Annotated in this window: 23 protein-coding genes and 1 riboswitch; of the genes, 11 read left to right on the top strand and 12 right to left on the bottom strand. The window is 39.9% G+C overall.

The annotated features are described in order from the left end of the window. Window positions 1-233: 233 nt before the first annotated feature. On the bottom strand, window positions 234-641 hold the full coding sequence (locus BUB91_RS20095; protein ID WP_073101163.1) for a VOC family protein: 408 nt from the start codon (window positions 639-641) through the stop codon (window positions 234-236). A gap of 202 nt (window positions 642-843) precedes the next feature. After that, window positions 844-942, top strand: a riboswitch (TPP riboswitch). Between the two features lie 85 nt (window positions 943-1,027). On the opposite strand from BUB91_RS20095, the gene thiS reads away from it, so the two are divergent. From thiS to moeB, 7 genes are read left to right on the top strand one after another with little or no spacing between them, the layout of a single operon-like run. Next, window positions 1,028-1,231, top strand: a complete 204-nt coding sequence (thiS, locus tag BUB91_RS20090) for a sulfur carrier protein ThiS (protein ID WP_073101161.1) — start codon at window positions 1,028-1,030, stop codon at window positions 1,229-1,231. Window positions 1,232-1,273: 42 nt separating this feature from the next. Further along, entirely contained in the window at window positions 1,274-3,130 is a 1,857-nt protein-coding gene (thiC, locus tag BUB91_RS20085) for a phosphomethylpyrimidine synthase ThiC (RefSeq protein ID WP_073101159.1), read from the top strand. An 11-nt stretch (window positions 3,131-3,141) separates the two neighbouring features. After that, the gene (locus BUB91_RS20080; protein ID WP_073101157.1) at window positions 3,142-3,753 is read left to right on the top strand and encodes a thiamine phosphate synthase; all 612 of its coding nucleotides are present in this window, start codon (window positions 3,142-3,144) and stop codon (window positions 3,751-3,753) included. Next, on the top strand, window positions 3,722-4,387 hold the full coding sequence (locus tag BUB91_RS20075; protein WP_073101155.1) for a thiamine phosphate synthase: 666 nt from the start codon (window positions 3,722-3,724) through the stop codon (window positions 4,385-4,387). The genes BUB91_RS20080 and BUB91_RS20075 overlap by 32 nt, the downstream gene beginning before the upstream one ends. 11 nt (window positions 4,388-4,398) lie before the next feature. Then, window positions 4,399-5,169 carry a thiazole synthase gene (locus BUB91_RS20070; protein ID WP_073101153.1) on the top strand — a complete coding sequence of 257 codons (771 nt, stop codon included), beginning with the start codon at window positions 4,399-4,401 and terminating at the stop codon, window positions 5,167-5,169. After that, a complete protein-coding gene (gene thiH / locus BUB91_RS20065) occupies window positions 5,162-6,271 on the top strand; it encodes a 2-iminoacetate synthase ThiH (protein WP_073101151.1) in 1,110 nt (369 codons plus the stop codon). The genes BUB91_RS20070 and thiH overlap by 8 nt, the downstream gene beginning before the upstream one ends. A gap of 3 nt (window positions 6,272-6,274) precedes the next feature. Beyond that, on the top strand, window positions 6,275-7,342 hold the full coding sequence (gene moeB / locus BUB91_RS20060; protein ID WP_073101149.1) for a HesA/MoeB/ThiF family protein: 1,068 nt from the start codon (window positions 6,275-6,277) through the stop codon (window positions 7,340-7,342). On the opposite strand, the gene BUB91_RS20055 is transcribed toward moeB, so the two are convergent. From BUB91_RS20055 to BUB91_RS20040, 4 genes are all read right to left on the bottom strand, one after another. Then, on the bottom strand, window positions 7,339-9,807 hold the full coding sequence (locus tag BUB91_RS20055) for a ligase-associated DNA damage response DEXH box helicase (protein WP_073101147.1): 2,469 nt from the start codon (window positions 9,805-9,807) through the stop codon (window positions 7,339-7,341). The genes moeB and BUB91_RS20055 overlap by 4 nt on opposite strands. Before the next feature lie 126 nt (window positions 9,808-9,933). Further along, on the bottom strand, window positions 9,934-10,299 hold the full coding sequence (locus tag BUB91_RS20050) for an endonuclease domain-containing protein (RefSeq protein ID WP_073101145.1): 366 nt from the start codon (window positions 10,297-10,299) through the stop codon (window positions 9,934-9,936). Between the two features lie 123 nt (window positions 10,300-10,422). Further along, complete coding sequence (locus BUB91_RS20045; protein ID WP_073101144.1) at window positions 10,423-12,033, bottom strand: ATP-dependent DNA ligase; 1,611 nt, start codon at window positions 12,031-12,033, stop codon at window positions 10,423-10,425. Between the two features lie 54 nt (window positions 12,034-12,087). After that, window positions 12,088-13,107, bottom strand: a complete 1,020-nt coding sequence (locus BUB91_RS20040; protein WP_073101142.1) for a ligase-associated DNA damage response exonuclease — start codon at window positions 13,105-13,107, stop codon at window positions 12,088-12,090. A gap of 471 nt (window positions 13,108-13,578) precedes the next feature. Between BUB91_RS20040 and BUB91_RS20035 the strand changes: the two genes are divergently transcribed. The 4 genes from BUB91_RS20035 to BUB91_RS20020 all read left to right on the top strand — a co-directional run bounded on the left by BUB91_RS20035 (window position 13,579) and on the right by BUB91_RS20020 (window position 17,830). Further along, window positions 13,579-14,004, top strand: coding sequence for a tellurite resistance TerB family protein (locus BUB91_RS20035; RefSeq protein WP_073101140.1), 426 nt, complete (start codon window positions 13,579-13,581; stop codon window positions 14,002-14,004). A 114-nt stretch (window positions 14,005-14,118) separates the two neighbouring features. Then, a complete protein-coding gene (locus tag BUB91_RS20030; RefSeq protein ID WP_073101138.1) occupies window positions 14,119-14,607 on the top strand; it encodes a GNAT family N-acetyltransferase in 489 nt (162 codons plus the stop codon). A 9-nt stretch (window positions 14,608-14,616) separates the two neighbouring features. Next, window positions 14,617-15,870: an aspartate kinase gene (locus BUB91_RS20025; protein ID WP_073101136.1), complete on the top strand. Its 1,254-nt coding sequence runs from the start codon at window positions 14,617-14,619 to the stop codon at window positions 15,868-15,870. 133 nt (window positions 15,871-16,003) lie between these two features. Then, complete coding sequence (locus BUB91_RS20020; RefSeq protein WP_073101134.1) at window positions 16,004-17,830, top strand: GNAT family N-acyltransferase; 1,827 nt, start codon at window positions 16,004-16,006, stop codon at window positions 17,828-17,830. 22 nt (window positions 17,831-17,852) lie between these two features. Here BUB91_RS20020 and BUB91_RS20015 read toward each other — a convergent pair whose 3' ends face one another. The 7 genes from BUB91_RS20015 to rsmA form a co-directional block, all read right to left on the bottom strand. Beyond that, the gene (locus tag BUB91_RS20015) at window positions 17,853-18,200 is read right to left on the bottom strand and encodes a TM2 domain-containing protein (RefSeq protein WP_073101132.1); all 348 of its coding nucleotides are present in this window, start codon (window positions 18,198-18,200) and stop codon (window positions 17,853-17,855) included. Window positions 18,201-18,225: 25 nt separating this feature from the next. After that, window positions 18,226-18,621: a VOC family protein gene (locus tag BUB91_RS20010; RefSeq protein ID WP_073101130.1), complete on the bottom strand. Its 396-nt coding sequence runs from the start codon at window positions 18,619-18,621 to the stop codon at window positions 18,226-18,228. A 6-nt stretch (window positions 18,622-18,627) separates the two neighbouring features. Beyond that, window positions 18,628-19,230, bottom strand: coding sequence for a MarR family winged helix-turn-helix transcriptional regulator (locus BUB91_RS20005; RefSeq protein ID WP_073101128.1), 603 nt, complete (start codon window positions 19,228-19,230; stop codon window positions 18,628-18,630). 86 nt (window positions 19,231-19,316) lie between these two features. Beyond that, on the bottom strand, window positions 19,317-20,252 hold the full coding sequence (locus BUB91_RS20000) for a 2-hydroxyacid dehydrogenase (protein WP_073101126.1): 936 nt from the start codon (window positions 20,250-20,252) through the stop codon (window positions 19,317-19,319). 21 nt (window positions 20,253-20,273) lie between these two features. Beyond that, the gene (locus BUB91_RS19995) at window positions 20,274-20,681 is read right to left on the bottom strand and encodes an acyl-CoA thioesterase (RefSeq protein ID WP_073101124.1); all 408 of its coding nucleotides are present in this window, start codon (window positions 20,679-20,681) and stop codon (window positions 20,274-20,276) included. 109 nt (window positions 20,682-20,790) lie between these two features. Further along, entirely contained in the window at window positions 20,791-22,143 is a 1,353-nt protein-coding gene (gene mgtE, locus BUB91_RS19990) for a magnesium transporter (protein WP_073101122.1), read from the bottom strand. A gap of 222 nt (window positions 22,144-22,365) precedes the next feature. Continuing rightward, window positions 22,366-23,223 (bottom strand): 16S rRNA (adenine(1518)-N(6)/adenine(1519)-N(6))-dimethyltransferase RsmA, encoded by an 858-nt coding sequence (gene rsmA / locus BUB91_RS19985; RefSeq protein WP_073101120.1) that lies wholly within the window; start codon window positions 23,221-23,223, stop codon window positions 22,366-22,368. Window positions 23,224-23,252 lie beyond the last annotated feature (29 nt).

The following is a 23,252-nucleotide window of genomic DNA, read 5'->3' as shown; positions in this document are numbered from 1 at the left end:
TTTGCGTTAAGAGGAATCGAAAAAGTAAATGTAGAAATAGGGCTGGTTGCTATGGCCCACAACCTCAAAAAGCTAGCTTTGGTCATCTAAAGGCAGCCAAAACCTTTTAACGCTTAACGATTAACAATCCTACCCAATCCAGAAAACCAAAAAAAGTAGCTGTAGCCAGAAACCAAAAAGACCGCCTAAATGTTTTTAGACGGCCTCTTTTTAGGTTGGTTTGCTGTGAATGCTTAATTCATTTGATAATTCAACATCCAAGTCACACCGTATTGATCACGTAAACGACCGTAATAGGCATTCCAGCTAGTCTCTTGCAATTGCGTTACTACTTGCCCGCCGGCAGACAGTTTTTCAAACAATTCATCGGTTTCTTCTTTGCTTTCCAGATCAACACTCAGTTGCACTTGATTTCCTTCAGTTAGCGGGGTGTCTGGTGCAGCATCATAGGCCATTATATGAATGCCTTTGCCTTTCAATTCTGCGTGTTGTAACTTATTACGGTAATTACCGGGAATATCTATGTCTTTTCCTTCGTAAGTGTCTTTATTTTTAATTTGACCACCAAAACAGTTTTGGTAGAAATTAAGGGCTTCTTGACAATTTCCTCTAAAGGTTAAATAGGGCTGTACACTTTTCATAACTTTATTTTTTGGTTTTCCGCGGTACGGAAAGATTAGCAATTTGTTTCTTACAAGTTAAGCAAGAGCTTGTACTAAAGCCTTATGAATCCTGTTATTTTGTCCTTAAGGAAAGGCTAAAATCTGTTAAGTACAGATCACATATTTTTAAAATTAAACAGATAGCCTTTTAAAATTCAGTTATTTATTTATAGCTTTACGTAGTAAACTTTAGGGGCGCTGATATATAATATCGGCTGAGATAGTACCCTTTGAACCTGATCTGGTTAGTACCAGCGAAGGGAAAAGTGAAAATCGTTTTATCTTATAAAAATTTCTGTTCAGGAAGTTTTATAAGGCGGATTCGAGGTTTCAAGCCTCCTTCAGTTTACAGTAAAAACTATCTTATGATCACTGTAAACATCAACAATCACCCGTATTCATTTCCTAAAGAAATTGCTCTTGAAGCAGCATTAGAACATCTCAATTTTCCCAAAAAAGGAATTGCTGTGGCTGTTGATAATGCCATTGTCTCAAGATGCGACTGGGAAACCTGTGTCTTACAGCAGAATGCGCAGGTGCTTGTTATTCAAGCAACTCAGGGAGGATAGTTTTTTATTTTAAAAATGAATTAATCTAAAAAACTAAAAGTTATGAAATCTGAGAAAATTCCCCAGCAGCAAAGTATTAGTCGAGACCCTTTTCCTAATTCAAAAAAGGTTTATATAAGCGGCAATCTTTATCCTGAGCTCAAAGTTCCTATGCGACAGATTGAGCTCGCCGATACCGTGGATAAATTCAATGGAAAAGTAGAGAAAAACAACCCGGTTTTGGTGTACGATACCAGCGGTCCTTTTACAGATCCTGATGTAGAGATCAACATAAAAAAAGGACTGAACCCAGTTAGAAAAGAGTGGATTCTTTCTAGAAAAGACACCGAGCAACTTAATGCACTTTCTTCTTCCTACGGGCGTCAGCGAGAAGAAAATCCAGATCTGGAGCATTTGAGATTTGTACGGAATTCAAATCCATTAAAAGCCAAGCCGGGTAAAAATTTAAGTCAGATGCACTACGCGCGTCAGGGAATTATCACCCCTGAAATGGAGTATATAGCCATTCGTGAAAATCAAAAATTAGCCGAAGTAAATTCCATTACAGAGCAACATCCCGGGGAGAGTTTTGGCGCGAATATTCCTAAAGTTATTACACCAGAATTCGTAAGGGATGAAGTGGCAAAAGGGAGAGCTATTATCCCGGCAAACATCAACCATCCGGAAGCTGAGCCTATGATAATTGGGAGAAATTTCCTGGTGAAAATTAATGCTAATATTGGGAATTCTGCTGTTTCTTCATCAATAGAAGAAGAGGTAGAAAAAGCAGTTTGGGCCTGTCGTTGGGGTGCAGATACCATTATGGATCTCTCTACCGGTAAAAATATTCACGAAACCAGAGAATGGATTTTGCGCAATTCTCCGGTTCCTATCGGTACGGTACCTATTTATCAAGCGCTGGAAAAGGTAAATGGCAAAGCCGAAGAGCTGACCTGGGAAATTTTTAGAGACACCCTTATAGAGCAAGCAGAACAGGGAGTTGACTATTTTACCATACATGCCGGAGTACGCTTAAAATATGTGCCACATACCGCAAAGCGTCTTACTGGTATTGTCTCTCGGGGCGGATCTATAATGGCAAAATGGTGCCTCGCGCACCATAAAGAAAGCTTTATCTACGAGCATTTTGAGGATATCTGTGAGCTTATGAAAGCCTATGACGTTTCGTTTTCTTTGGGAGACGGTTTACGCCCGGGTAGCATTGCAGACGCTAACGATTATGCGCAGTTTGCCGAACTGGAAACACTAGGCGAACTCACAAAAATTGCATGGAAACACGATGTGCAATGTATCATTGAAGGTCCCGGTCATATCCCGATGCATATGATTAAAGAGAATATGGAGAAGCAATTAGAAGTTTGTGGCGAAGCACCGTTCTACACATTAGGACCACTTACAACAGATATTGCTCCGGGTTACGATCACATCACAAGCGGTATTGGTGCAGCGATGATTGGCTGGTATGGTTGTGCAATGCTGTGCTACGTTACACCAAAAGAACATTTGGGATTACCCAATAAGCAAGATGTAAAAACGGGTGTTATCACCTATAAAATTGCTGCCCACGCGGCAGATCTCGCTAAAGGACATCCGGGAGCGCAGCATCGGGATGATGCGATGAGTAAAGCCCGGTTTGAGTTTAGATGGGAAGATCAGTTCAATTTGGCGCTTGATCCTGATACGGCAAGAGAATATCACGATGAGACATTGCCTTCAGAGAATGCTAAGTTGGCACACTTTTGCTCGATGTGCGGACCTAATTTCTGCTCGATGAAAATCAGTCAGGATGTACGCAATTATGCCAAAGAAAACAATCTGGAAACCGAAGCTGCTATAGAAAAAGGAATGCAAGAAAAGTCCGAACAGTTTAAAAAGCACGGAGGCGAAGTTTATTTATAATAACTCGGTTTATGCTTGTCGTAATCACTTCAGAAGATTTTCATAAGAACGAAATCTCTTTAATCAGGCAAATCATAGATTCTGGATTGGATTTTTTGCACGTTCGGAAACCTCAGGCTTCCAGAAAGCAAATGCAGGAGTGGCTTGAAAAATTTGATACTGCTTACCGCCAAAAAATGATGTTACATCAGCATCATGATCTGGCGGTTGATTTCAACTGTTTAGGAGTTCATTTTAAGGAAAAAGACCGAAAATCAGAGGAAGCTTTTTTTAAAGAGCATCTGCTAGAGCTACAAAAGAGCGGTTTAAAAATAAGTACCGGTTTTCATGATTTAGAAACCCTGAGAGAACAGAGCGCTCTTTATGATTATAGTTTTTTGAGTCCGGTGTTTACGTCTATTTCGAAGAAAGGATATGCCGGAAAATCTTTTGAATTATCTGATTTTGATGAAAAAGTGGTTGCACTGGGCGGTATGACTTCAGAAAATATAAATCGGGTAAAACAAAAAGGTTTCAATGCAATTGCAGTTTTAGGAGCTGTTTGGCTGGCTGCAAATCCTTTGGATTCCTTTTTAAAAATTAAAAACGCATATGAAAAAAGCTATAAGTCAACAAGTTCTTGAGAATAAGGAGATAGCTCACCTGCATTATATTTCTCAGGGAATAGATCAAAAGGCTCATTTAGAAAATATTGAACGAGTGTTGCAAGCAGGATGCTCTTGGGTGCAATTAAGAATGAAAGATACAAGGTATGAAGATTTGTTAGCCACAGCTCATCAGGCAAAAATCTTATGCAATTCTTACCACGCAACGCTTATCATAAACGACAATGTTAGTGTAGTACAAGAGGTAGATGCTTCCGGCGTGCATTTAGGGCAAGAAGATATGTCTACGGCTCAGGCGCGTGAAATTCTGGGGTCAAATAAAATAATTGGAGGGACAGCCAACACGTTTGAGCAAGGCCTGAATCACATAAAAAACGGGGTAGACTATTTAGGTATGGGGCCGTTACGGTTTACTTTGACTAAAAAAAAACTGAGTCCGATTTTAGGGTTTGAAGGATACACAGATCTGATCCAGAAATTTTCTAAACTAAAAATGAATACACCCATTATTGCGATAGGTGGCGTTACCGAAGCAGATTTTCAGCCTTTACAAGAAACCGGATTGTATGGTGTCGCTGTTTCGGGGTTGTTGACGCAATCTTTAGAACAAAAAAAAATTATCGAAAAGGTCAACACGCTTTGGTCTAATTAAAAAATATTGAAATGGAACAATTAAAAATAGCTGATAAAACCTTCAAGTCAAGGTTGTTTACCGGTACGGGTAAATTCAGTAACTCTGAAACAATGCGGGATGCCATTCTCGCTTCAGAAAGTGAACTGGTGACTGTTGCTTTAAAGCGTGTCGAAGTTGGTAATCAAGATGATGCGATGTTGACTAGTTTGGCACAAAGCAGCCTGAGTTTACTCCCTAATACTTCTGGAGTGCGTACTGCAAAAGAAGCGGTTTTTGCTGCGCAAATGGCGCGTGAAGCTTTAGAAACTAATTGGGTAAAAGTAGAGATTCATCCTGACCCTAAATATTTACTACCCGATCCTGTAGAGACTTTAAAAGCTTGTGAAGAATTAGTAAAGCTTGGTTTTGTGATTATGCCTTATGTTCAGGCAGATCCTGTACTCTGCAAGCGGTTAGAAGAAGTAGGAGCGCAATGTGTTATGCCTTTGGGTTCGACTATTGGTAGTAATAACGGACTAAAAACACGTGATTTTTTAGAGATAATTATAGAGCAAAGTAATGTGCCTGTAATTGTAGATGCCGGTATAGGCAGGCCTTCACATGCTGCAGATGCAATGGAGCTAGGAGCTGATGCTGTTTTGGTAAATACAGCGATTGCCGTTTCGCCAAACCCCGTTGCCATTGCAAAAGCTTTTAAACTTGCTGTTGAAGCCGGGCGCATGGCTTTTGAAGCACGTTTCGCCCCACAAGCCACTCAAGCCCAAGCCAGCAGTCCCTTAACTCAATTTTTGTATGACTAATTTTAAAACACATTTAAATAGCTACAATTGGGAAGAGGTACTCGATTCTATTTTTTCAAAAACAAAACGGGAGGTACAGCACGCACTTAATAGCCCTAAACCCACGCTTGAAGATTTTAAAGCCTTGATTTCTCCTGCTGCTAAACCGTATTTGGAGCAGATGGCAGCAAAAAGTAAAGCAATTACAAAAAAGCGTTTTGGGAATACCATGCAGATGTTTGCGCCGATGTATTTGAGTAATGAGTGCCAAAATATCTGTACCTATTGTGGTTTCAGTTTAACCAATAAAATTCCGCGAAGAACGCTTACTGATGCTGAAATTTTAAAGGAAGCGCAGTTTTTAAAAGATAAAGGCTTTCAGCATATTTTACTGGTAACAGGAGAAGCTAATAAAACCGTTGGAGTAGATTATTTTATCAATGCAATCCGGTTATTGAAACCTCATTTTGCAAACATTTCTATTGAAGTACAGCCTTTGGACCAGAATGAATATGAGCTTTTGATCAAAGAAGGGCTGTATGCGGTTCTGGTCTATCAGGAAACTTATCATGAAGCAACTTACAAAACGCATCATCCTAAGGGTAAAAAATCAAATTTTGACTACCGTCTTGAGACTCCAGATCGCCTTGGTAAAGCCGGAATCCACAAAATAGGGATTGGAGCCTTATTTGGTTTAGAAGATTGGCGGGTAGATAGTTTTTTTACGGCTTTGCATTTAAAATACCTTCAAAAAGCCTATTGGAAAACCAAATACTCTATCTCGTTTCCTCGATTGAGACCTTTTAGCGGTGGGCTAGAACCCAAAGTGGCGATGGAAGATGCAGATCTATTACAGCTTATTTGCGCCTATCGTATGCTCGATGAAGATGTAGAACTATCTATTTCTACACGTGAAGAAGAAAATTTTAGAAATCATATTGTGCATTTGGGAATCACATCGATGAGTGCAGAATCAAAGACCAATCCCGGTGGATATGTCGTAGAACCACAATCTCTGGAGCAATTTGAGATTTCTGATGAGCGCAGTACAGAAACAATTGCGCGTATGCTACAAGAAAGCAATCTGGAACCGATCTGGAAAGATTGGGATCAAAATTGGTAAGCGATGTTTACAACTACAGAAAAAGAGCGTTACTCGCGGCATACCTTACTTGGTGAAGTAGGTGTTGAAGGCCAGCAAAAGCTAAAAAAAGCACGTGTTTTGGTTGTTGGTTGCGGTGGTTTGGGATGTCCCATCCTTCAGTATTTAGCGGCTGCCGGAATTGGAGAGTTAGGCATAATAGATGACGATACGGTTGCTTTGAGCAATTTGCAACGACAGATATTGTTTAAGGAATCTCACGTCGGAATGTACAAAGTTGAAGCTGCTCAAGAAGTTTTGAATGCTTTAAATTCTTCCATAAAAATTCAAATCTATTATGAGCGTTTATCGGCTGCTAATGCTCTTGATTTGTTTGTAAAATATGATGTTATCGTAGAAGGAAGCGATAGTTTTAGCACCAAATATTTGGCTAATGATGCTGCTGTTTTGACTGGGAAACCTCTGGTTTTCGGCTCTATTTTTAAATTTGAGGGACAGGTGTCGGTATTCAATTATAAAAACGGACAGACCTATCGCTGTTTGTATCCAGAGCCCGTTGCTGAATCAGATATGCCTACTTGCAGTGAAGTGGGAGTTTTGGGTATTTTGCCTGGAATTATTGGAATGTTTCAGGCAAATGAAGTGATTAAAATTATCTTGGATTTAGGTAAAGTGCTTTCCGGTAAACTTTTGATTTACAACAGTCTTGAAGCTTCTCAAACATTGCTTCCTTTTAGTAAGAATGAAGCTATTGAAATCTCAGAGTTGATTGAATTGGATTTAAGCTGTTCAATACATTCTGCTAACGAGATTGATTATAGGGATTTTAAAGAAAATAAAAGGGTGTATACGTTGATTGATGTTAGAAGTAAACCGGAGCGCGAAGCATCAAGTATTGGCGGGTTGCATATTCCTTTAGATCAATTGCTCAGGAACCCGAATCAGATTGTTGAATTTGATACGGTGGTTTTTTATTGCGCATCCGGAAAGCGAAGTGCCAAAGCTGTTGATCAGCTCCAAAATCGATTTTCAGAAAAGAAAATGTATAGTCTGAAAGGTGGTATTGCGGAAGCACTTTTGATTGAAGATTAAATTTTATCGAGATACTTCAACATATTTTTGATACGATCTTCCAGCTTTTCACTACTCAGTTTCTCCCGAAGTCTATCCGTAATAATCGGGAACGAAAAAGGAGTTGCTTTTTCACAATTTTTGACAATGATTTCCTGTTTTTCGATACGCTCTAAAGCAATGCGTAAACGTCCTTCTTCAAGCTGATGTTCAAAAGTTTCCCGATAGGCTTGCTGAAACAGTAAATTTTCTGGTTCATAATCACGAAAAACTTCAAACAACAACTGACTGCTGCTTTGCAGATGTTTGTTTTTTACAAATTTTCCGGGGAAACCCGTAAAAACCATACCGCTGATTACAGCAATATCCCGGAATTTGCGACGTGCCATTTCAGTACTGTTGAGGCTTTGTTGCAAATCTTCAAATAAATAGGCCGAAGTGAATAAGTCGTTATCCAAGACCTGTTGCATATCGATTTTCTGATCAGAAAGTATTTCAAAACCGTAATCGTTAAACGCAATACTGAAGGTTATAGGCGAAAGTAAACTGATGCGATAGGCGAGAAGACTGCCCAACGCTTCGTGTACAAAACGCCCTTCGAACGGGTAAAAAATATGATGGTAACCCTCCCGACTTTTAAAAGTTTCAATTAAAAACTGGTCGTTATTGGGAACGATAGATTCTGCACGCTGACGCTCAAAAATTCCGGCTAGCGCCTGTAATTCCCTAGTTTGTTCTTCAAAAGGTAAATTAGCAGAATATAATTCCTCGCGTAACAATTCACTCATTTGTGCAGAAAGGGTAAGTCGACCACCCATCCAGCTTACTACACGGGCTTGCTTTTTTGTTTTTGCTTTTTTGACCAGAACCTGCATGCCCTTGATGCGGTAGAGTTCGAGGTTTTTACCGGCAAAGGTAAATACATCACCGGGAGAAAGTTTAGAAATAAACCATTCTTCAACCGTACCAATAAATCCTCCTTTGAGGTATTTCACCTGAAGCATCGCGTCGCTTACAATGGTGCCAATTTGAAGTCGATGCCGCATCGCAACAGAACGGCTGTTGACCTTGAATTTTCCGTCCTCTTCAATTTCAATTTTTTTATACTCGTCGTACGCATCAAGGGACTGACTTCCTTTAGTGATGAAATTTAAAATCCAGCGCCACTGGTCTTCAGTCATTCCCTGAAAACAAAAAGTCTGCTTGATTTCCTGCCAGATTTCCGAAGGATAAAAACCGTCTGAAACCGCTAATGTGGTCAAGTATTGAATCAACACATCAAAACTCAATAAATAGGGAATACGGTCTTCTACAACCTGATTGATGGCGGCTTTTCCTAAAGCTGAAGCTTCGATGAGTTCGATGGCGTGTGTGGGTAAAAAATAAATTACGCTTTCTTTTCCGGGCTGGTGACCACTACGCCCGGCGCGTTGTAAAAAGCGCGCAACGCCTTTAGGACCACCAATCTGTATAATGCTTTCTACCGGAGCAAAATCAACACCTAGATCCAGACTTGAAGTGCAGATAACGGCTTTAAGACTCTCATTACGGATCGCTTGCTCTACCCAGAGTCGGGTTTCTTTATTGATGCTTCCGTGGTGCATCGCCATTTCGCCAGCAAACTCGGGGTGCTTGTACATCATTTTCTGAAACCACAATTCGCACTGCGCTCGTGTATTGGTAAATAACAATGTGGTTTTGCTGTTGTTGATAATGGGAACCACTTCTTCCAGTAAATGTAAGCCCATATGACCCCGCCACGGAAATTTCTCCATTGTTTCGGGGATGATGCTTTCTACTTTATAGGTTTTACCCAGATTGGCCTTGACTAAAATGGAGTTTTTAAACGCAGTAGATTCTGGCCCTAAAAGCACTTCACGCGCCTGATTGAGATTACCTATAGTAGCTGAAATACCCCAAATGCGCAGTTTAGGAGCGATTGTTTGAAGTCGGGACAGAGCCAGCTCGGTTTGAACGCCGCGTTTGCTGCCCAAAAGTTCATGCCATTCATCAATTACAATCGAAGCACAATTCTTAAAAACGTTATTGTAACCTTTAGAAGTCAGTAATAACTGAAGGCTTTCAGGCGTGGTGATAAGCAAATCTGGCATCTTGCGTTTTTGCTTTGCCCGTTCAGACTGCGACGTGTCTCCGGTGCGAATACCAACAGTTAGTTGGGTTTCCAGACCATCTGAAAAACGCTGTGATGCTTGCGCAATTTCTACCGAAAGTGCACGCAGTGGTGTAATCCAGATTGCTTTTAATCCCGGCTTGTGCTTAGTTTTATAATCCGGATTTTTTTTGATGTAATCCAATACAAAGGCAACCCAAAGGGCATAGGTTTTACCACTTCCGGTAGGTGCATTCAATAAGCCATTTTTGCCATCCAGAAAAGCCTGCCATGTCTTTTCCTGAAAAGCAAAAGGTTTCCATCCCTGAGATTTGAACCAAGACTTTGCCAGGGTATGTAATTGTTTTTTTATCATGGTTAAAAAAGCTCCTTCCCTTTTAAGGGAAGGTGGATTTTGCGTTAGCAAAAGACGGAAGGGTTATTATACCACCCCCTTCTTTACCTTCGGTAAATTCATTCCCCTCCTTTGAAAGGAGGGGAGCTATTTAAGTTTAAAATTATCTTCAATTTCTTTCAATACGCTTGGTAAAAAGTCAAATACCATTTTATTTTCAAACCGAATAACTGTAAACCCGAGTTCTTCTAACTTTTCAGTTCTGTAAGAATCGTATTCTGCTACATCCGGATTAAGATGATATTGACCGTCGAGTTCAATAATTAATTTTTCGGCAGGGCAGTAAAAATCAACTATAAAATAGGTGATGCTGTGTTGCCTTCTAAACTTTCTACCTCTCAGTTGTGACCGTTGCAAATGTTTCCAAAGAAAAGCTTCTGCCGGAGTTAAATGAGATCGCAAATACTTTCTTCTGCTTTCTAGTATTTTTAAGTTGTGTATTTGCTTTTTCATTTACTCAAAATCAGGATCACGAACCACCTCTTTCTTTGCCTTCGATAAATTCATTCTCCTCCTTAAAAAGGAGGAGAGCCTTTATATAGTTCAACACTAAAGTTACTCTCTTTTGAGATTTCTTCAGCCGGCTTTGTCAGGCTTCGGAATCAGTTGCTTTAAATCTTCTAGGGTATTTGCATCTTCAATTTTTTTATCTTTCCGCCATCGGAGCATTCTGGGGAAACGGGTTGCGACTCCGCTCTTGTGGCGTTTGGAAAGCGCGATACCTTCAAAAGCAATCTCAAACACGTGATGCGGTGTCACGCTGCGCACGGGACCAAAGCGTTCTAAAGTATTTTTTTTAATCCATGCATCAAGACTGCGGAATTCTTTATCTGTTAGTCCGGAATAGGCTTTGGCAAATGTGACGAGTTCTTCTTTTTCTTCATCCCAAAGTCCGAAGGTATAATCTGTAAAGAGGTTGCTACGGCGGCCGTGACCCCGCATGGCGTAGGTGAGTACGGCGTCAATGGTTAAAGGATCTACTTTCCATTTCCACCAGTCGCCCTTTTTACGACCTACGAGATACGGCGAATCTTTGCGTTTGAGCATTAAGCCTTCAGACATCACCTCGCGGCTGCGTTCACGCTCCTGTGTAGCTTCTTCCCAATTTGAAAATTCAATAGTTTCTGAAAGATGCAACGGTAATTCTTCTCTTTTTACTTCGGTATGTAATTTTTCTAAAATTTTGCGTCTTTCGACGAAGGCCAGATTCCGAATATCTTCTCCTTCCCATTCCAGAATATCATAAGCTTTGAGAATAACTGGCATTTTTTTAAGTAGCGCTTTGCTGATGTTTTTTCGACCTATACGGGTTTGCAAATCATTAAATGTACCAATCACTCCATCTTTAAATGGAAGAATTTCGCCATCTAAAACTGTTCCGTTAGGTAGGGCTTCGACTAAAGCTTCAAATTCGGGATATTTGTCGGTTACCAATTCTTCCCCGCGACTCCAGACAAAAAGTTCGTTATTACGAATGATAACTTGTGACCGGATGCCATCCCATTTGTGCTCTGCAAACCAATTGGACACATCACCCAAGTCTTCAGGCTTGTATTCAATGGCATAAGCGAGATAAAATGGGTAGGGCTTACTGAGGTAATCGGCTTCATTTTCTTCTAAAATAAGTTTTTGAAAGGTGATGGTTTTAGGGTCCCAATTCCCCATTAATTTATAAGCCAAAACATCAATATCAATGTCTGTAGCTTTTGCCAAAGCGCGGGTCATCAATTTCTGACTAACACCAATTCTAAAACTACCGGTAATGAGTTTGCTGAAAACAAAGCGCTCATAATAATTAAGCGCCGTCCAATTCTCGTGTAAATAGTCTCGTTTTTCTTCATCAGGCCTTTTTTTAAGCCCGATGATTTCGTCTAAAAATTGCGTCAGACTTTTTTCTGAATCTTCTTCTGAAGCAGGAATGATGAGTGCAATAGTCTCTGCGAGGTCCCCTACAATGTGATAACTTTCTTCAAACAACCACAACGGAATATTAGCAAGTTCAGTTGCCCAAGTGCGCAATAAAGTAGTGTTTACCGGGCGCGGTGGTCTGCGATGCGAGAGAATAGCAATCGTCCAGACCTTGTCTTTAGGTGGCGCTTCGCGAAAATATTGGGTAAGCGCATCTACCTTCAAATTAGTCTTGTTGGTGCTGTCTATTTTTCTAATAAGTTCTGCAAAACGTTTCATAGTGCTGTTCCCTCACCCCCAGCCCTTCTCCCATTGGAGAAGGGGGTAGAGCAATTAATCTTCATTTGATTCTTCTTTATTTTCTTCACCCAGTTCACCTTCATATTGCGTTGCTTCGGTACGGGCGTCATAACCTTGCTCGAGCAGGTAGCGTGTAAAAATATCGGTGTAGCCGTGGGTGCTGATTATCTTTTCGGCACCTGTAGCTTTGATACTTTCTAAAAGACCATGCCAGTCGCAGTGATCACTCAATACAAAACCTTTATCAATCGCGCGTCTTCTGCGCGCACCGCGAAAAGTCATCCATCCACTCGCGGAAGCTGTAACGTAGGGAACCATTTTTCTGATCCACGTGCTGCCATGCGCACTGGGCGGGGCAACTACAATATTGCCTTTAAGTTGGTCTTTAGTTGTCTCACGGGTGACTCGAGTGGTTTCGGGCATTGCGGTAAGTGGTCTAATGACTTCGGTCATATTTTCTATGGCACCGTGGGTGTATATTTTGCCAATATCTGTATCCAGATAACGGAGTAATCGCTGTGCTTTACCCAAAGAATATCCAAAGATCACTGAGGTTTTCCCTTCGTCTTTATTTTCTGCCCACCAGTTGTTGATGTCTGTATATACTTCGCTTTGCGGTTGCCATTTAAAAGCCGGTAGTCCAAAAGTACATTCTGTGATAAAGGTGTGGCATTTTACGGGTTCGTAAGAAACGGCGATGCCATCATCTTCGGTTTTATAATCGCCGGTAAAAACCCAAACTTCGCCTTTATGTTCAACACGAATTTGCGAACTGCCAATGATATGCCCTGCAGGATGCAAACTGAATTTTACGTTGTTAATAACAAAGGTTTCGCCCCATTCTTTGCCGGTAACGTTAATCTCGCCCAGCCGGTGCTGAATTATGGGGACGTTTGTATGATGGGTGATATAAGACTTATGACCCCAGCGGCTGTGGTCTGCATGCCCGTGTGAAATAATGGCTTTATCAACAGGTTTCCATGGGTCAAGATAGACTTTGGCGGCGGCGCAATAAATACCTTTTGAATTGAATTGTAAAAGTGGTTCTGCGATGATTGTAGCTTTTAGTCTAAAATTACAAAGGGAGTGAAGAAGAGTTTGGTAGATTAAGAAAACATTAGCGTCGATGAGTATACGTTGAGGGTTAAAAGTTAATTGTTAATGATTTTTTAATCGAAGGCACTTGACTAAATGCAAAGTTAGCAGTCTCAGTTAGCAGGAACAGGTAGGAAAATAGAGGAAAGAAAAACTCTTCAACGTTTTAACCATTACTCGATGAACAATTAAATAGCAAATACTAAACGGTAAACTACCTACTGAAGATGAGTTGTTAAGTTATAGATTATCTGAAAACTGCTACTGCCAACTGATGACGGGATAGGGATAGCAGCAAGCTAGCGTGTAGCGTATATAGCCCGGTGCGCTTGAGGCTTTGGTAAGCCGAAAGCGCAATCCCCAAATAATTACTTTTATTTGTTTTAAAGCGAGCATAATAATTATCTTTGACGACTTAAAAATTAAACCATGTCTTTTACAGATTTATTTGATAGTGGCGAGCACAGACGCAATCTGGGTCACTTTGCGGCAATTGCTAATATGGCAACCGTAGATGGAGAATTAAATGCCGAAGAAACAAAGCTGCTTAAGCGATTTGCAATTAAACTTGACATTGACGAGTCTGAATATGTTGATATCGTTGAGAATGCTAAAAAATACCCTATTAATCCGCCTAACACTTCAGAGAAACGTCTGGAGCGTTTGCACGACCTGTTTAAGATGATTTTTGTAGATCATACTATAGACGATCATGAGCGTTTTTTAATAGAGAAATATGCAATAGGTCTAGGTTTTAGCGCAGAACGTGCTAAGCATTTGATAGAGCGTTCTATAGCTATTTTTCAAGGTGGTGTTGATTTTGAAGATTACTTATATCTCCTAGATAGAAAATAAAAACAACTAATTGTTTTTAAAAGCCCATCACTGCTAAGTGATGGGCTTTTTGTTTTAAGCTGTGATTATTTACAGTCTTAAAACTGTATATTTAACAGAGATATATTTTTTGATATGGATGCAACAATTCGCAAGGCTGAGGCAAATGACATGGCTCAGGTTTTACGCTTAATTAAAGAACTGGCTGTTTATGAGAAAGCACCAGATGCTGTTGAGGTTACTGTAGATGATCTTATTGCTTACGGTACGGGTAATAATCCTGATTTCACCTGTTTTGTTGCAGAGCAAAACGGCGATATTCTAGGAATTGCACTGGTTTATTATCGTTTTTCTACGTGGAAAGGACGCACGGTACATCTTGAAGATCTCATTGTACGCGAGCAATACCGTGGGAAAGGTTTAGGTATGGCGTTGTATACTGAAGTTATAAAATATACCTATGAATTGGGTTTGAAGCGTATAGAATGGGTTGTGCTTGACTGGAATACTTCTGCGGTTGATTTCTATAAAGCTTCTGGTGCCAATGTGATGCAAGAGTGGAATACAGTGCAAATGGATACAGCGGAAATGAAGCAATTTTTATCTGAAAAAGGTCTGGCGTAAAAACAACTCATGGGTTTTGAAGTTTATAAATTTGGTGGAGCTTCGGTGCAAAATGCGACCGGTGTAAAAAATCTGGTTGAAGTTTTACAAAAGACTGAAATCGAAGATCTGGTCATCGTAATTTCGGCGATGGGTAAAATGACTAATGCGCTAGAAGAAGTTGTCGCTGGTTATTTTGAAGCGACACTAAAATCAGATACATTAGAGCTTGTTGAAGCTTTTCACCACAATATAGCGCTGGAGCTTTTTGAAAATCCTTCGGCTCCGGTATTTAAAGAAATACAAAGTTTACTCAGTGAACTCAAGGGGTTTTTACAGCGCAATAAATCTCCCGATTATGATTTTGTTTATGATCAGGTGGTTTGTTACGGCGAGTTATTGAGTACGACTATTGTTAATGCCTACCTCGAGCAAGAAGGTTTTAGAAGTACGTGGCACGACATACGCGATTATTTAAAAACCGACACAAGTTATCGTGAAGGAAAGGTGAATTGGGAAGTGACTATGCGCAATTTGAGTCGTAAGCTGCCCAGAAAAGGAATACAACTTACTCAAGGTTTTATTGGGTCTGATGCAAACGGATTTTCAACAACTTTAGGTAGAGAAGGCAGTGATTATACTGCAGCTATTATTGCATATTGTTTAAATGCAGAACGCGTGACCATATGGAAAGATGTTCCGGGAGTATTGAGTGCAGATCCGCGGTATTTTGAAGATGCTGTTTTACTCAATTTTATATCTTATCAGGAAGCTATTGAATTGGCTTTTTACGGAGCATCGGTTATTCATCCTAAGACGCTACAGCCTTTGCAGCGCAAAGAGATTCCGCTTTTTGTGAAGTCATTTTTAAATCCTGAAGACGCAGGTACACAAGTGAGTATAGGACAGTTGATAGAGCCGCAAGTGCCGTGTTATATCAGAAAAACCAATCAGGTTTTAATAGCCTTATCTTCACTTGATTTTTCTTTTATGGCTGAAGAAAATATCGGCGATATTTTTAAGCTTTTAGGACATCATAAGATGAAAGTAGATTTAATTCAGAATTCTGCAATTAGTTTTTCGGTGTGTGTAGATAACAAATATAAAAATCTTGAAGCACTAGTGGCTAAACTGCGTGCAGATTTTAAAGTGACCGTGCATCAGGATGTTTCGCTATATACGCTAAGGCACGCAACAGATGAATCGCTTGCTAGGCTTGAAAAGGATAAAGAAGTTCTTTTAAAGCAGGTTATGCAAAATACTGTTCAACTGGTGACAGTGTAAGCTGCTTGGTGTGTTTTTTCGTATCTTTGTCTTCTACTTATTGGGTAGATTTAAGATAAACCTACCTTCAGAATTTAATCGTAAAAATTGTATCATCTTTGTTTTGAACAGAGATTTTGAACACTGATAATTAATGGGATTAGTTACCGCAAAAGAAGTTGCAAAAGCAATTAACGTAGACAAATTTGGTTTTGCGGGCACCTTTATAGGCTGGACCCTGATGAAGGTACTTAAGATCTCAAAAGCTAATGAGATCTACAATCGCAATAAACACCTGAGTGACCTTGAGTTCTTAAATGCGATTTTAGACGAGTTTGAGATTGATTTTGATATTCCTGAAGAAGACTTGAAACGATTGCCTAAAAATGGTAGTTACATCACGATAAGCAATCATCCCTTAGGCGGTATAGATGGTATTCTACTGCTTAAACTAATGATTGAGCAGCGTCCTGATTTTAAGATTATAGCCAACTTTTTATTGCATCGTATCAAGCCGTTAATGCCTTATGTGATGCCGGTAAATCCCTTTGAAGATCACAAGGATGCCAAGTCGAGTATTGCCGGTTTTAAACAAGCAATAGCACATATTAGAAACGGTCATCCATTGGGAATTTTTCCTGCGGGTGAAGTTTCAACTTACAAAGACGATAAATTAATTATAGATAAGCCTTGGGAAGAGGCCGCGATGAAATTGGTTAAACGTGCTGAAGTACCTGTGGTTCCAATTTATTTTCACGCAAAAAATAGCCGCTTGTTTTATCAACTTTCTCGCATTAGCGATACGCTGCGAACGGCAAAATTACCTTCTGAGTTATTGACGCAGAAGAAACGTACGATTCACGTACGAATAGGAAATCCTATAAGTGTAAAGGCGCAGAAAGAGCACGAGAGCTTAAATGATTTTACAGATTTTTTACGCAGAAAAACCTATATGCTAGCTAAGCCTTTTGAGAAAACATCTTCTATTCTCAGTACAATACCGCAATCTTTAAAATTACCTAAAGAGCCTAAAAAGATTATAAAAGAAGTAAAGGCAGAGCTTATAGAAAAAGAAGTTGATTTTCTACGAGATAATGAGCGCCGCTTGTTGCAAAGTAAAAATTATGAGGTCTTTTTAGCTTCTGCTGAAATCATACCGAATATACTGAATGAAATAGGGCGTTTACGGGAGATTACCTTTAGAGAAGTAGGAGAGGGAACCAATGAGCCTACAGATCTAGACTCATACGATCACCACTATCATCATCTATTTTTATGGGATGAGGAGAATAAAAAAATTGCCGGAGCTTACCGTATGGGCTTGGGTTCTCAGATTATGCCAGAACACGGCATCAATGGCTTTTACCTGCAAAGTTTGTTTCGTTTTGAGCCAGAATTGCACAAAATGATGGGTGAAAGTATTGAGATGGGGCGTGCTTTTGTCATCAAAGAATACCAGCAAAAGCCGATGCCGTTATTTTTATTATGGCGCGGAATTGTACATACTACTTTGCGTTTCCCAGAACATAAATACCTCATTGGAGGCGTAAGTATTAGCAATCAATTTTCTAATTTTTCTAAGTCGCTGATGATCGAGTTTATGCGTTCGCACTACTACGATCCTTATATAGCGCAATACATCAGACCGAAAAAAGAGTTTAAAGTTAAGTTGAAAGATGCAGATAAAGAGTTTGTTTTTGATGAGACTGAAGCAGACCTGAATAAGTTTGATCGTATCATCGAAGAGATGGAAACCGGAAATTTACGTTTACCGGTTTTGATTAAAAAGTATATCAAGCAGAATGCAAAAGTGGTAGCTTTTAATGTAGATCCGCTGTTTAATGACGCGATAGATGGCCTGATGTACATTCGTATAGAAGACTTGCCAGAAAGTACGGTAAAGCCGGTATTAGAAGAATTTCAGGCAGAATTGGAGCAGAAGGTGGAGCAGTCTAGAAAAGATGAAGAGCAATTAGATTAACCAATTGCTCTTCTTGTAATTATTAAAACCAAGGTCTTCTTCCTTGTTGATAGGTACGGTAGAATTCATCGTCAGATTTAGTAAGGTAAATGATGCCTTCGATAAAGCCTATGATTCCAGCAAAGCCGCAAGTTATTATAGAGGCAACTAATTGTATAACCCCTTCTTTTGTGTAGCCTAATACAAATTTATGAATACCCAGATAACCAAGAAAAATACCTAATAGCCCACAAGCCAATTTTAGGTTATTTCCGGAATTGGTGGTTTCGTTCCAGTTTTCTTTAAACTCGTTAGCCGTGTTTTTTGCTTCTTCTCCAAAGTTACTAGCAGTATCGCGGGCACGATCGTTAAAATTTTTGTTTTCTTCCATTTAGATTTGATTGTTTGCCGTAAAACTAATCATTTTCATAAAAGGCAGTGTCTACAGGCTCCCATAATTCTATTTTAGTGCCTTCCGGATCCAGGATCCAACCGAATTTACCGTAATCATATTCTTCCACCTCACCCACGATTGTAACACCTTCCTCTTTTAACACCTTCAAAAGCTCTTTCAGGTTTTCCACTCTAAAGTTCATCATAAACTGTTTTTCGCTAGGTGAAAAATAAGTAGTGTCTTCTTGAAACGGACTCCATTGTGTTGAACATTTATTGCCTTGTTCGTCTCGCCACCAAAACGTCCAACCGTATTGATCTGTGGGAATACCTAAGTGGTTTTTGTACCATTCTTTAATCTGATCGGGGTTCTTAGTTTTAAAGAAAAATCCACCTAAACCGGTAACTCTGTTTTTCATGAAGTATTAATTAGATTGATATTTTGGGCAGTCTATTCTGCGGTCTTTATCGCGCAATTGTATGCGTAATTGCATGCAAAACGCGTGATTGATTCCATCTGAGCGATAGGCTTTACAATCTGTACATGATCGCTTAAGATTTGTGTGTTTACTTTTGTTTAACTTAGCTAGTATGGAAAACATACTAGCGTATAAAACTTCTAAATCTTCGCTTTTTTCAGGTTGAAGTACTTGAATTAGCGGATTGGCGAAGGGCCGGATTTTTGAAACGGTCTTAGTTCCTTTTTCGGTCAATTCAATATGGAATCTTCTGTTATCCCGATGATTCAAAACCTTAGTTAGTAGCCTTTGTTTTTCTAAGGCTTTGATACAGTCACTAATGGTTGCTTTTGTGACTTGAAATTCTTCAACCAGCTGACTAACTGTGTTGTATTTTGATTCGTGATAGGCAATAAACAGCAAGAGTTTGAGCTGAAGCGGGGAGAAGCCACTTTCTTTTTGTCCGGCCCAAAGCAAGGCTTTCAGCGTATCTGAAATTTTGTCTAATGCCGCTGCAGCGCGCACAGCTAAATCTTGATTTTGATACTCGGGATTGTAAAGGTGTTGCATAGAAATGAGGTTTTCATTTCTAAATTACTAAAAAACTCTTAAAATCAATAGGTTTAATCCAATAGTAAGGAATCCTTAATATGAAATTATAGCTTCAGGATTTTATCTACGATGGTTTGTGCCAATTTGATTTTGCTTTCAACCGTCCATCCTGCAATGTGCGGAGTAAGCACCACATTTTCTGCTGTGATCAGATATTGCAAAGGCTGCGGCATTTCTTCTTTTGCAGTAAACAGGTTTTCAAAAGAGAGTTTTTCATATTCTAAAACATCAAGACCGGCGCCTAATATCTTTCCGGTTTTTAGCGCTTCAACAAGATCGGTAGTAACTACACTTTTACCTCGGGCCGTATTTATAAGCCAGAATGGTTTTTTAAATCCGTTAATAAATTCTGTGTTTACCATTTTATCGGTAAGCGGGGTCCAGGGCGTGTGCAGACTCAATACGTCTGCTCGTTCCTGCAATTCTTCAAGAGAAACTTGTCTGGCATTTTCGTTTCCTAAATTAGGCTTCAAATCATAGCAGATTACGTCGCAATCAAAACCTTTCAGTTTTTTAGAAAACGCATTTCCCATATTTCCATAACCGATAAGCCCTACCGTTTTTCCTTCGAGTTCCAGACCGCGGTTTTTCTCGCGATTCCATTGCCCGGATCTTACTTCGGCATCAGCTAATTTCAATTTATTAAAAAGCATCAGTAACATTCCTAAAGAATGTTCGCCTACCGCATTACGATTGCCTTCAGGAGCAGCAATAAGAGCGATTCCTTTAGACGCTGCATACGGAATATCTATGCTTTCGAGACCTGCACCTACGCGGGCGATGAACTTAAGATTGGTCGCAGCATCTAGAAATTGTTTATCAATTTTAAATCTACTTCTGATGACGACCCCTTCGTATCGATCAATTTTAGCTTCGATTTCTTCTTTAGATGAGGTATAATCCTCGTGATTGGTATGACCGGCTGCCTTAAGTTGCTCAATCATTAAATCGTGGTTGCTGTCTATATGTAGAATTTTCATGGGCTAAAAAGTGGGTAGAGATTATTTGTTTACTTCTTCGTAGTATGTAGTAAAATTTTTAGGAATACGTAGTGGTTTTCGGGTTTGCATATCTAAGAGGCACCAGTTGGTTACAGAGCTAGCGAGCTTTTTACCATCTGAAGCTCTATAAATTTGAACTTCTCTAATAGATCGTACGCCTTCAAATTTTTGAACCCAGGTTTCTGCAATGATTTTTTCTCCTTCAAAAGCAGGAGCATAATATTTCATATGGTTTTCTAAAGCTACCCAGGCATATTTTTGAAGCATTTCTTCGGTAGAATTATGCTGCCAATGAGCTTCGGCGACATCCTGAACCCACTGCACATAAACCACATTATTTACGTGACCTAAGCCATCAATAGCTTCAGCAGGTACGGTGATTTCTAGTTTGAAAGTTTTCGCATTCATCCTTCAAAAATACTAAACTTAACGCAGCTTAAAGATGCCTAAGCTTGTTTTGAGATTTATTGGCACCGCCAAAGGGTTTAATGCCCCGAGGTAGTTTACTTAGGAATGCTTAAAAGCCCAGAATCAGCTTGGCGATTAAAAAATAGGTAAGGATTCCAAAAACATCATTGCTTGTTGTAATAAACGGTCCGGTTGCAACAGCCGGGTCGATGCCTTTTTTGTCTAAAATAATAGGAATAAAGGTACCGATTAAGGCTGCAAGAATGATAACAGCGATAATGGCTATGCCAATACTGATAGACTCGAGATATGAAGTAGCAAAAAAGAAATGACTGATGACCAATACCACTGTGGCGATAGAAATACCGTTGATTAGCGCTAAGGCACATTCTTTTAAAAGGCGGCCTGCAATATTACCTTTTAGTGTGTCATTAGCAAGGCCTTGAACTACAATCGCGCTTGATTGTACACCCACATTTCCGGCAGTTGCTTGAATGAGTGGTACAAATACCAGGAGTTTTGGAAAAGTTTCAAAAATACTGTTGAAACCGGTGATGATACTTGCAGCACCCAGACCACCAAACATACCGATCAATAACCATGGTAATCGAGCCCGAGTAAGTTTGAGCAAACTATCATCTGCTTCTACGACCTGCGAAATACCCGCTGCCATCCGGTAATCTTCATCGGCCTCGTCGCGAATAAAATCAAGAATATCATCTACGGTAATCCGGCCTAAAAGCACACCCGAGTCATTTACAACCGGTACGGCTTCCAAGTCATATTTTTGCATAATTCGGGCAACATCTTCTGCAGTGTCATGCACGTTTACCGAATCTACATTGGGAATATAAATGTCTGAAATTTTAGACTTAGCTTCGGCGGTAAGCAAATCTTTAAGCGACAGTCTGCCTATTAAATGATCGTTTTTATCTACCACATAAACCGAATGCACCCGAGTAACATTTTGTGCCTGAGCCCGCATTTTACGCACACACCCTGCAACCGTCCAGGTTTCGCGAACACGTACTAATTCTTTTGCCATCAACCCTCCGGCAGAATCCTCATCATAGCGCAGCATCTCAATGATATCCTGCGCATGTTGCTCATCTTCAATGGCATCTATTACCTGTCGCTGTATGTCTTCATCAAGCTCAGATAAAAAGTCTACCGCATCATCGGTATCCAGTTCGTTAAGCTCGTCTGCTATTTCCTGAGGAGAGAGGTTATCCAGAATTTCTTCCCGGTAATCTTCGTCAAGCTCCATAAGGGCTTCAGAGGTAGTCTCACTATCTAAAAGCTTTACCAGATAGGTAGCTTCTTCGGTAGTGATCTCATCCAGGATTTCGGCAATATCGGCGTGGTGTACCTCGTTTAGAAGCTCGAGAATTGCGGTGTTGTCCCCAATTTCAATAAAGTTTTCAATTTGCTCTATAAGGTCTTCGGTAAGTTCAAAAGCCATAGTCGCTACTTTATTGAGGGTTCGTATTTTTTTAAGTCTGGCAAATATAATTAAACTCAACAGAGCGTAAACCCGCTTTAAGACACATTAACTTGATAATCGTGTTTAAAATTCGCTTCGCTTGAAACTGAAGTTAACTATCGCTAGGTTTTGATGTCTCATGGATGTATGTCAAAGTATTCTACCCGCGTTTAAATCAAAAGCGATATTGGGAAACTGAACTCAGGTTTTGCCTTTCAGATCGTTTGTTATGTCTTGTGTAAGTTTTATAAAAGCAGCTACACTCAATTGTTCCGGACGCATATTGAAGATTTCGCTTTCACGGAAAGAATCACTCAGCTCTAGCTGTTTGAGGCTATTTCTCAATGTTTTTCGGCGTTGCTGAAATGCCATTTTTACCACTTTATAAAGTTGGTCTGGTTCACAAGCTAAATCTTTATAATTGGATTTTCTGGTTAATTTCAAAACACCGCTGTCTACTTTAGGGGGTGGATTGAAAACAGTAGGTGGAACGGTAAATAAATATGCTGCATCGTAAAAAGCTTGTGCTAATACCGAAAGAATTCCGTAGGCTTTACTGCCTTCTTTTTCACAAATGCGTTGTGCAACTTCTTTTTGAAACATCCCGCTAAACTCAGGCACCTGATCGCGCCACTCGAGCATTTTAAAAACGATTTGTGTAGAGATGTTATAGGGGAAGTTGCCTGTTATCGCAAACGGCTTTTCTCCATAAAGTGTACTTAGATCAAACTTGAGAAAATCTGCTTCTAAGACCTTAAGATTACAACCCTCCATCTGTTCTGCATAATCCAGCGGGAAGCTGTGATTGAGATACACAATAGATTCACTGTCGAGATCCATGGCAGTAACATTGCTGTCTTTACGCAACAAATATTTAGTCAAAACACCGGTACCGGGACCTATTTCTAAAACTTCAGAATAGCCATCATACGTAAGCGTATCGGCAATTTTTTTTGCAATGCTTTCATCCTTTAGAAAGTGTTGACCCAAATGCTTTTTAGCCTTTACAGGATCATCTGAAGCGGCTTTTTTATGCGTACGGGTGAACTTTTTTTTCATCTGGATATTTTAGGATTCCGAAATGTGGG

This window comes from Leeuwenhoekiella marinoflava DSM 3653 (assembly GCF_900129005.1).
Taxonomy (GTDB): domain Bacteria; phylum Bacteroidota; class Bacteroidia; order Flavobacteriales; family Flavobacteriaceae; genus Leeuwenhoekiella; species Leeuwenhoekiella marinoflava.
The sequence above is the reverse complement of the archived record's forward strand: the minus strand, read 5'-3'. Positions and strand labels throughout refer to the sequence as shown.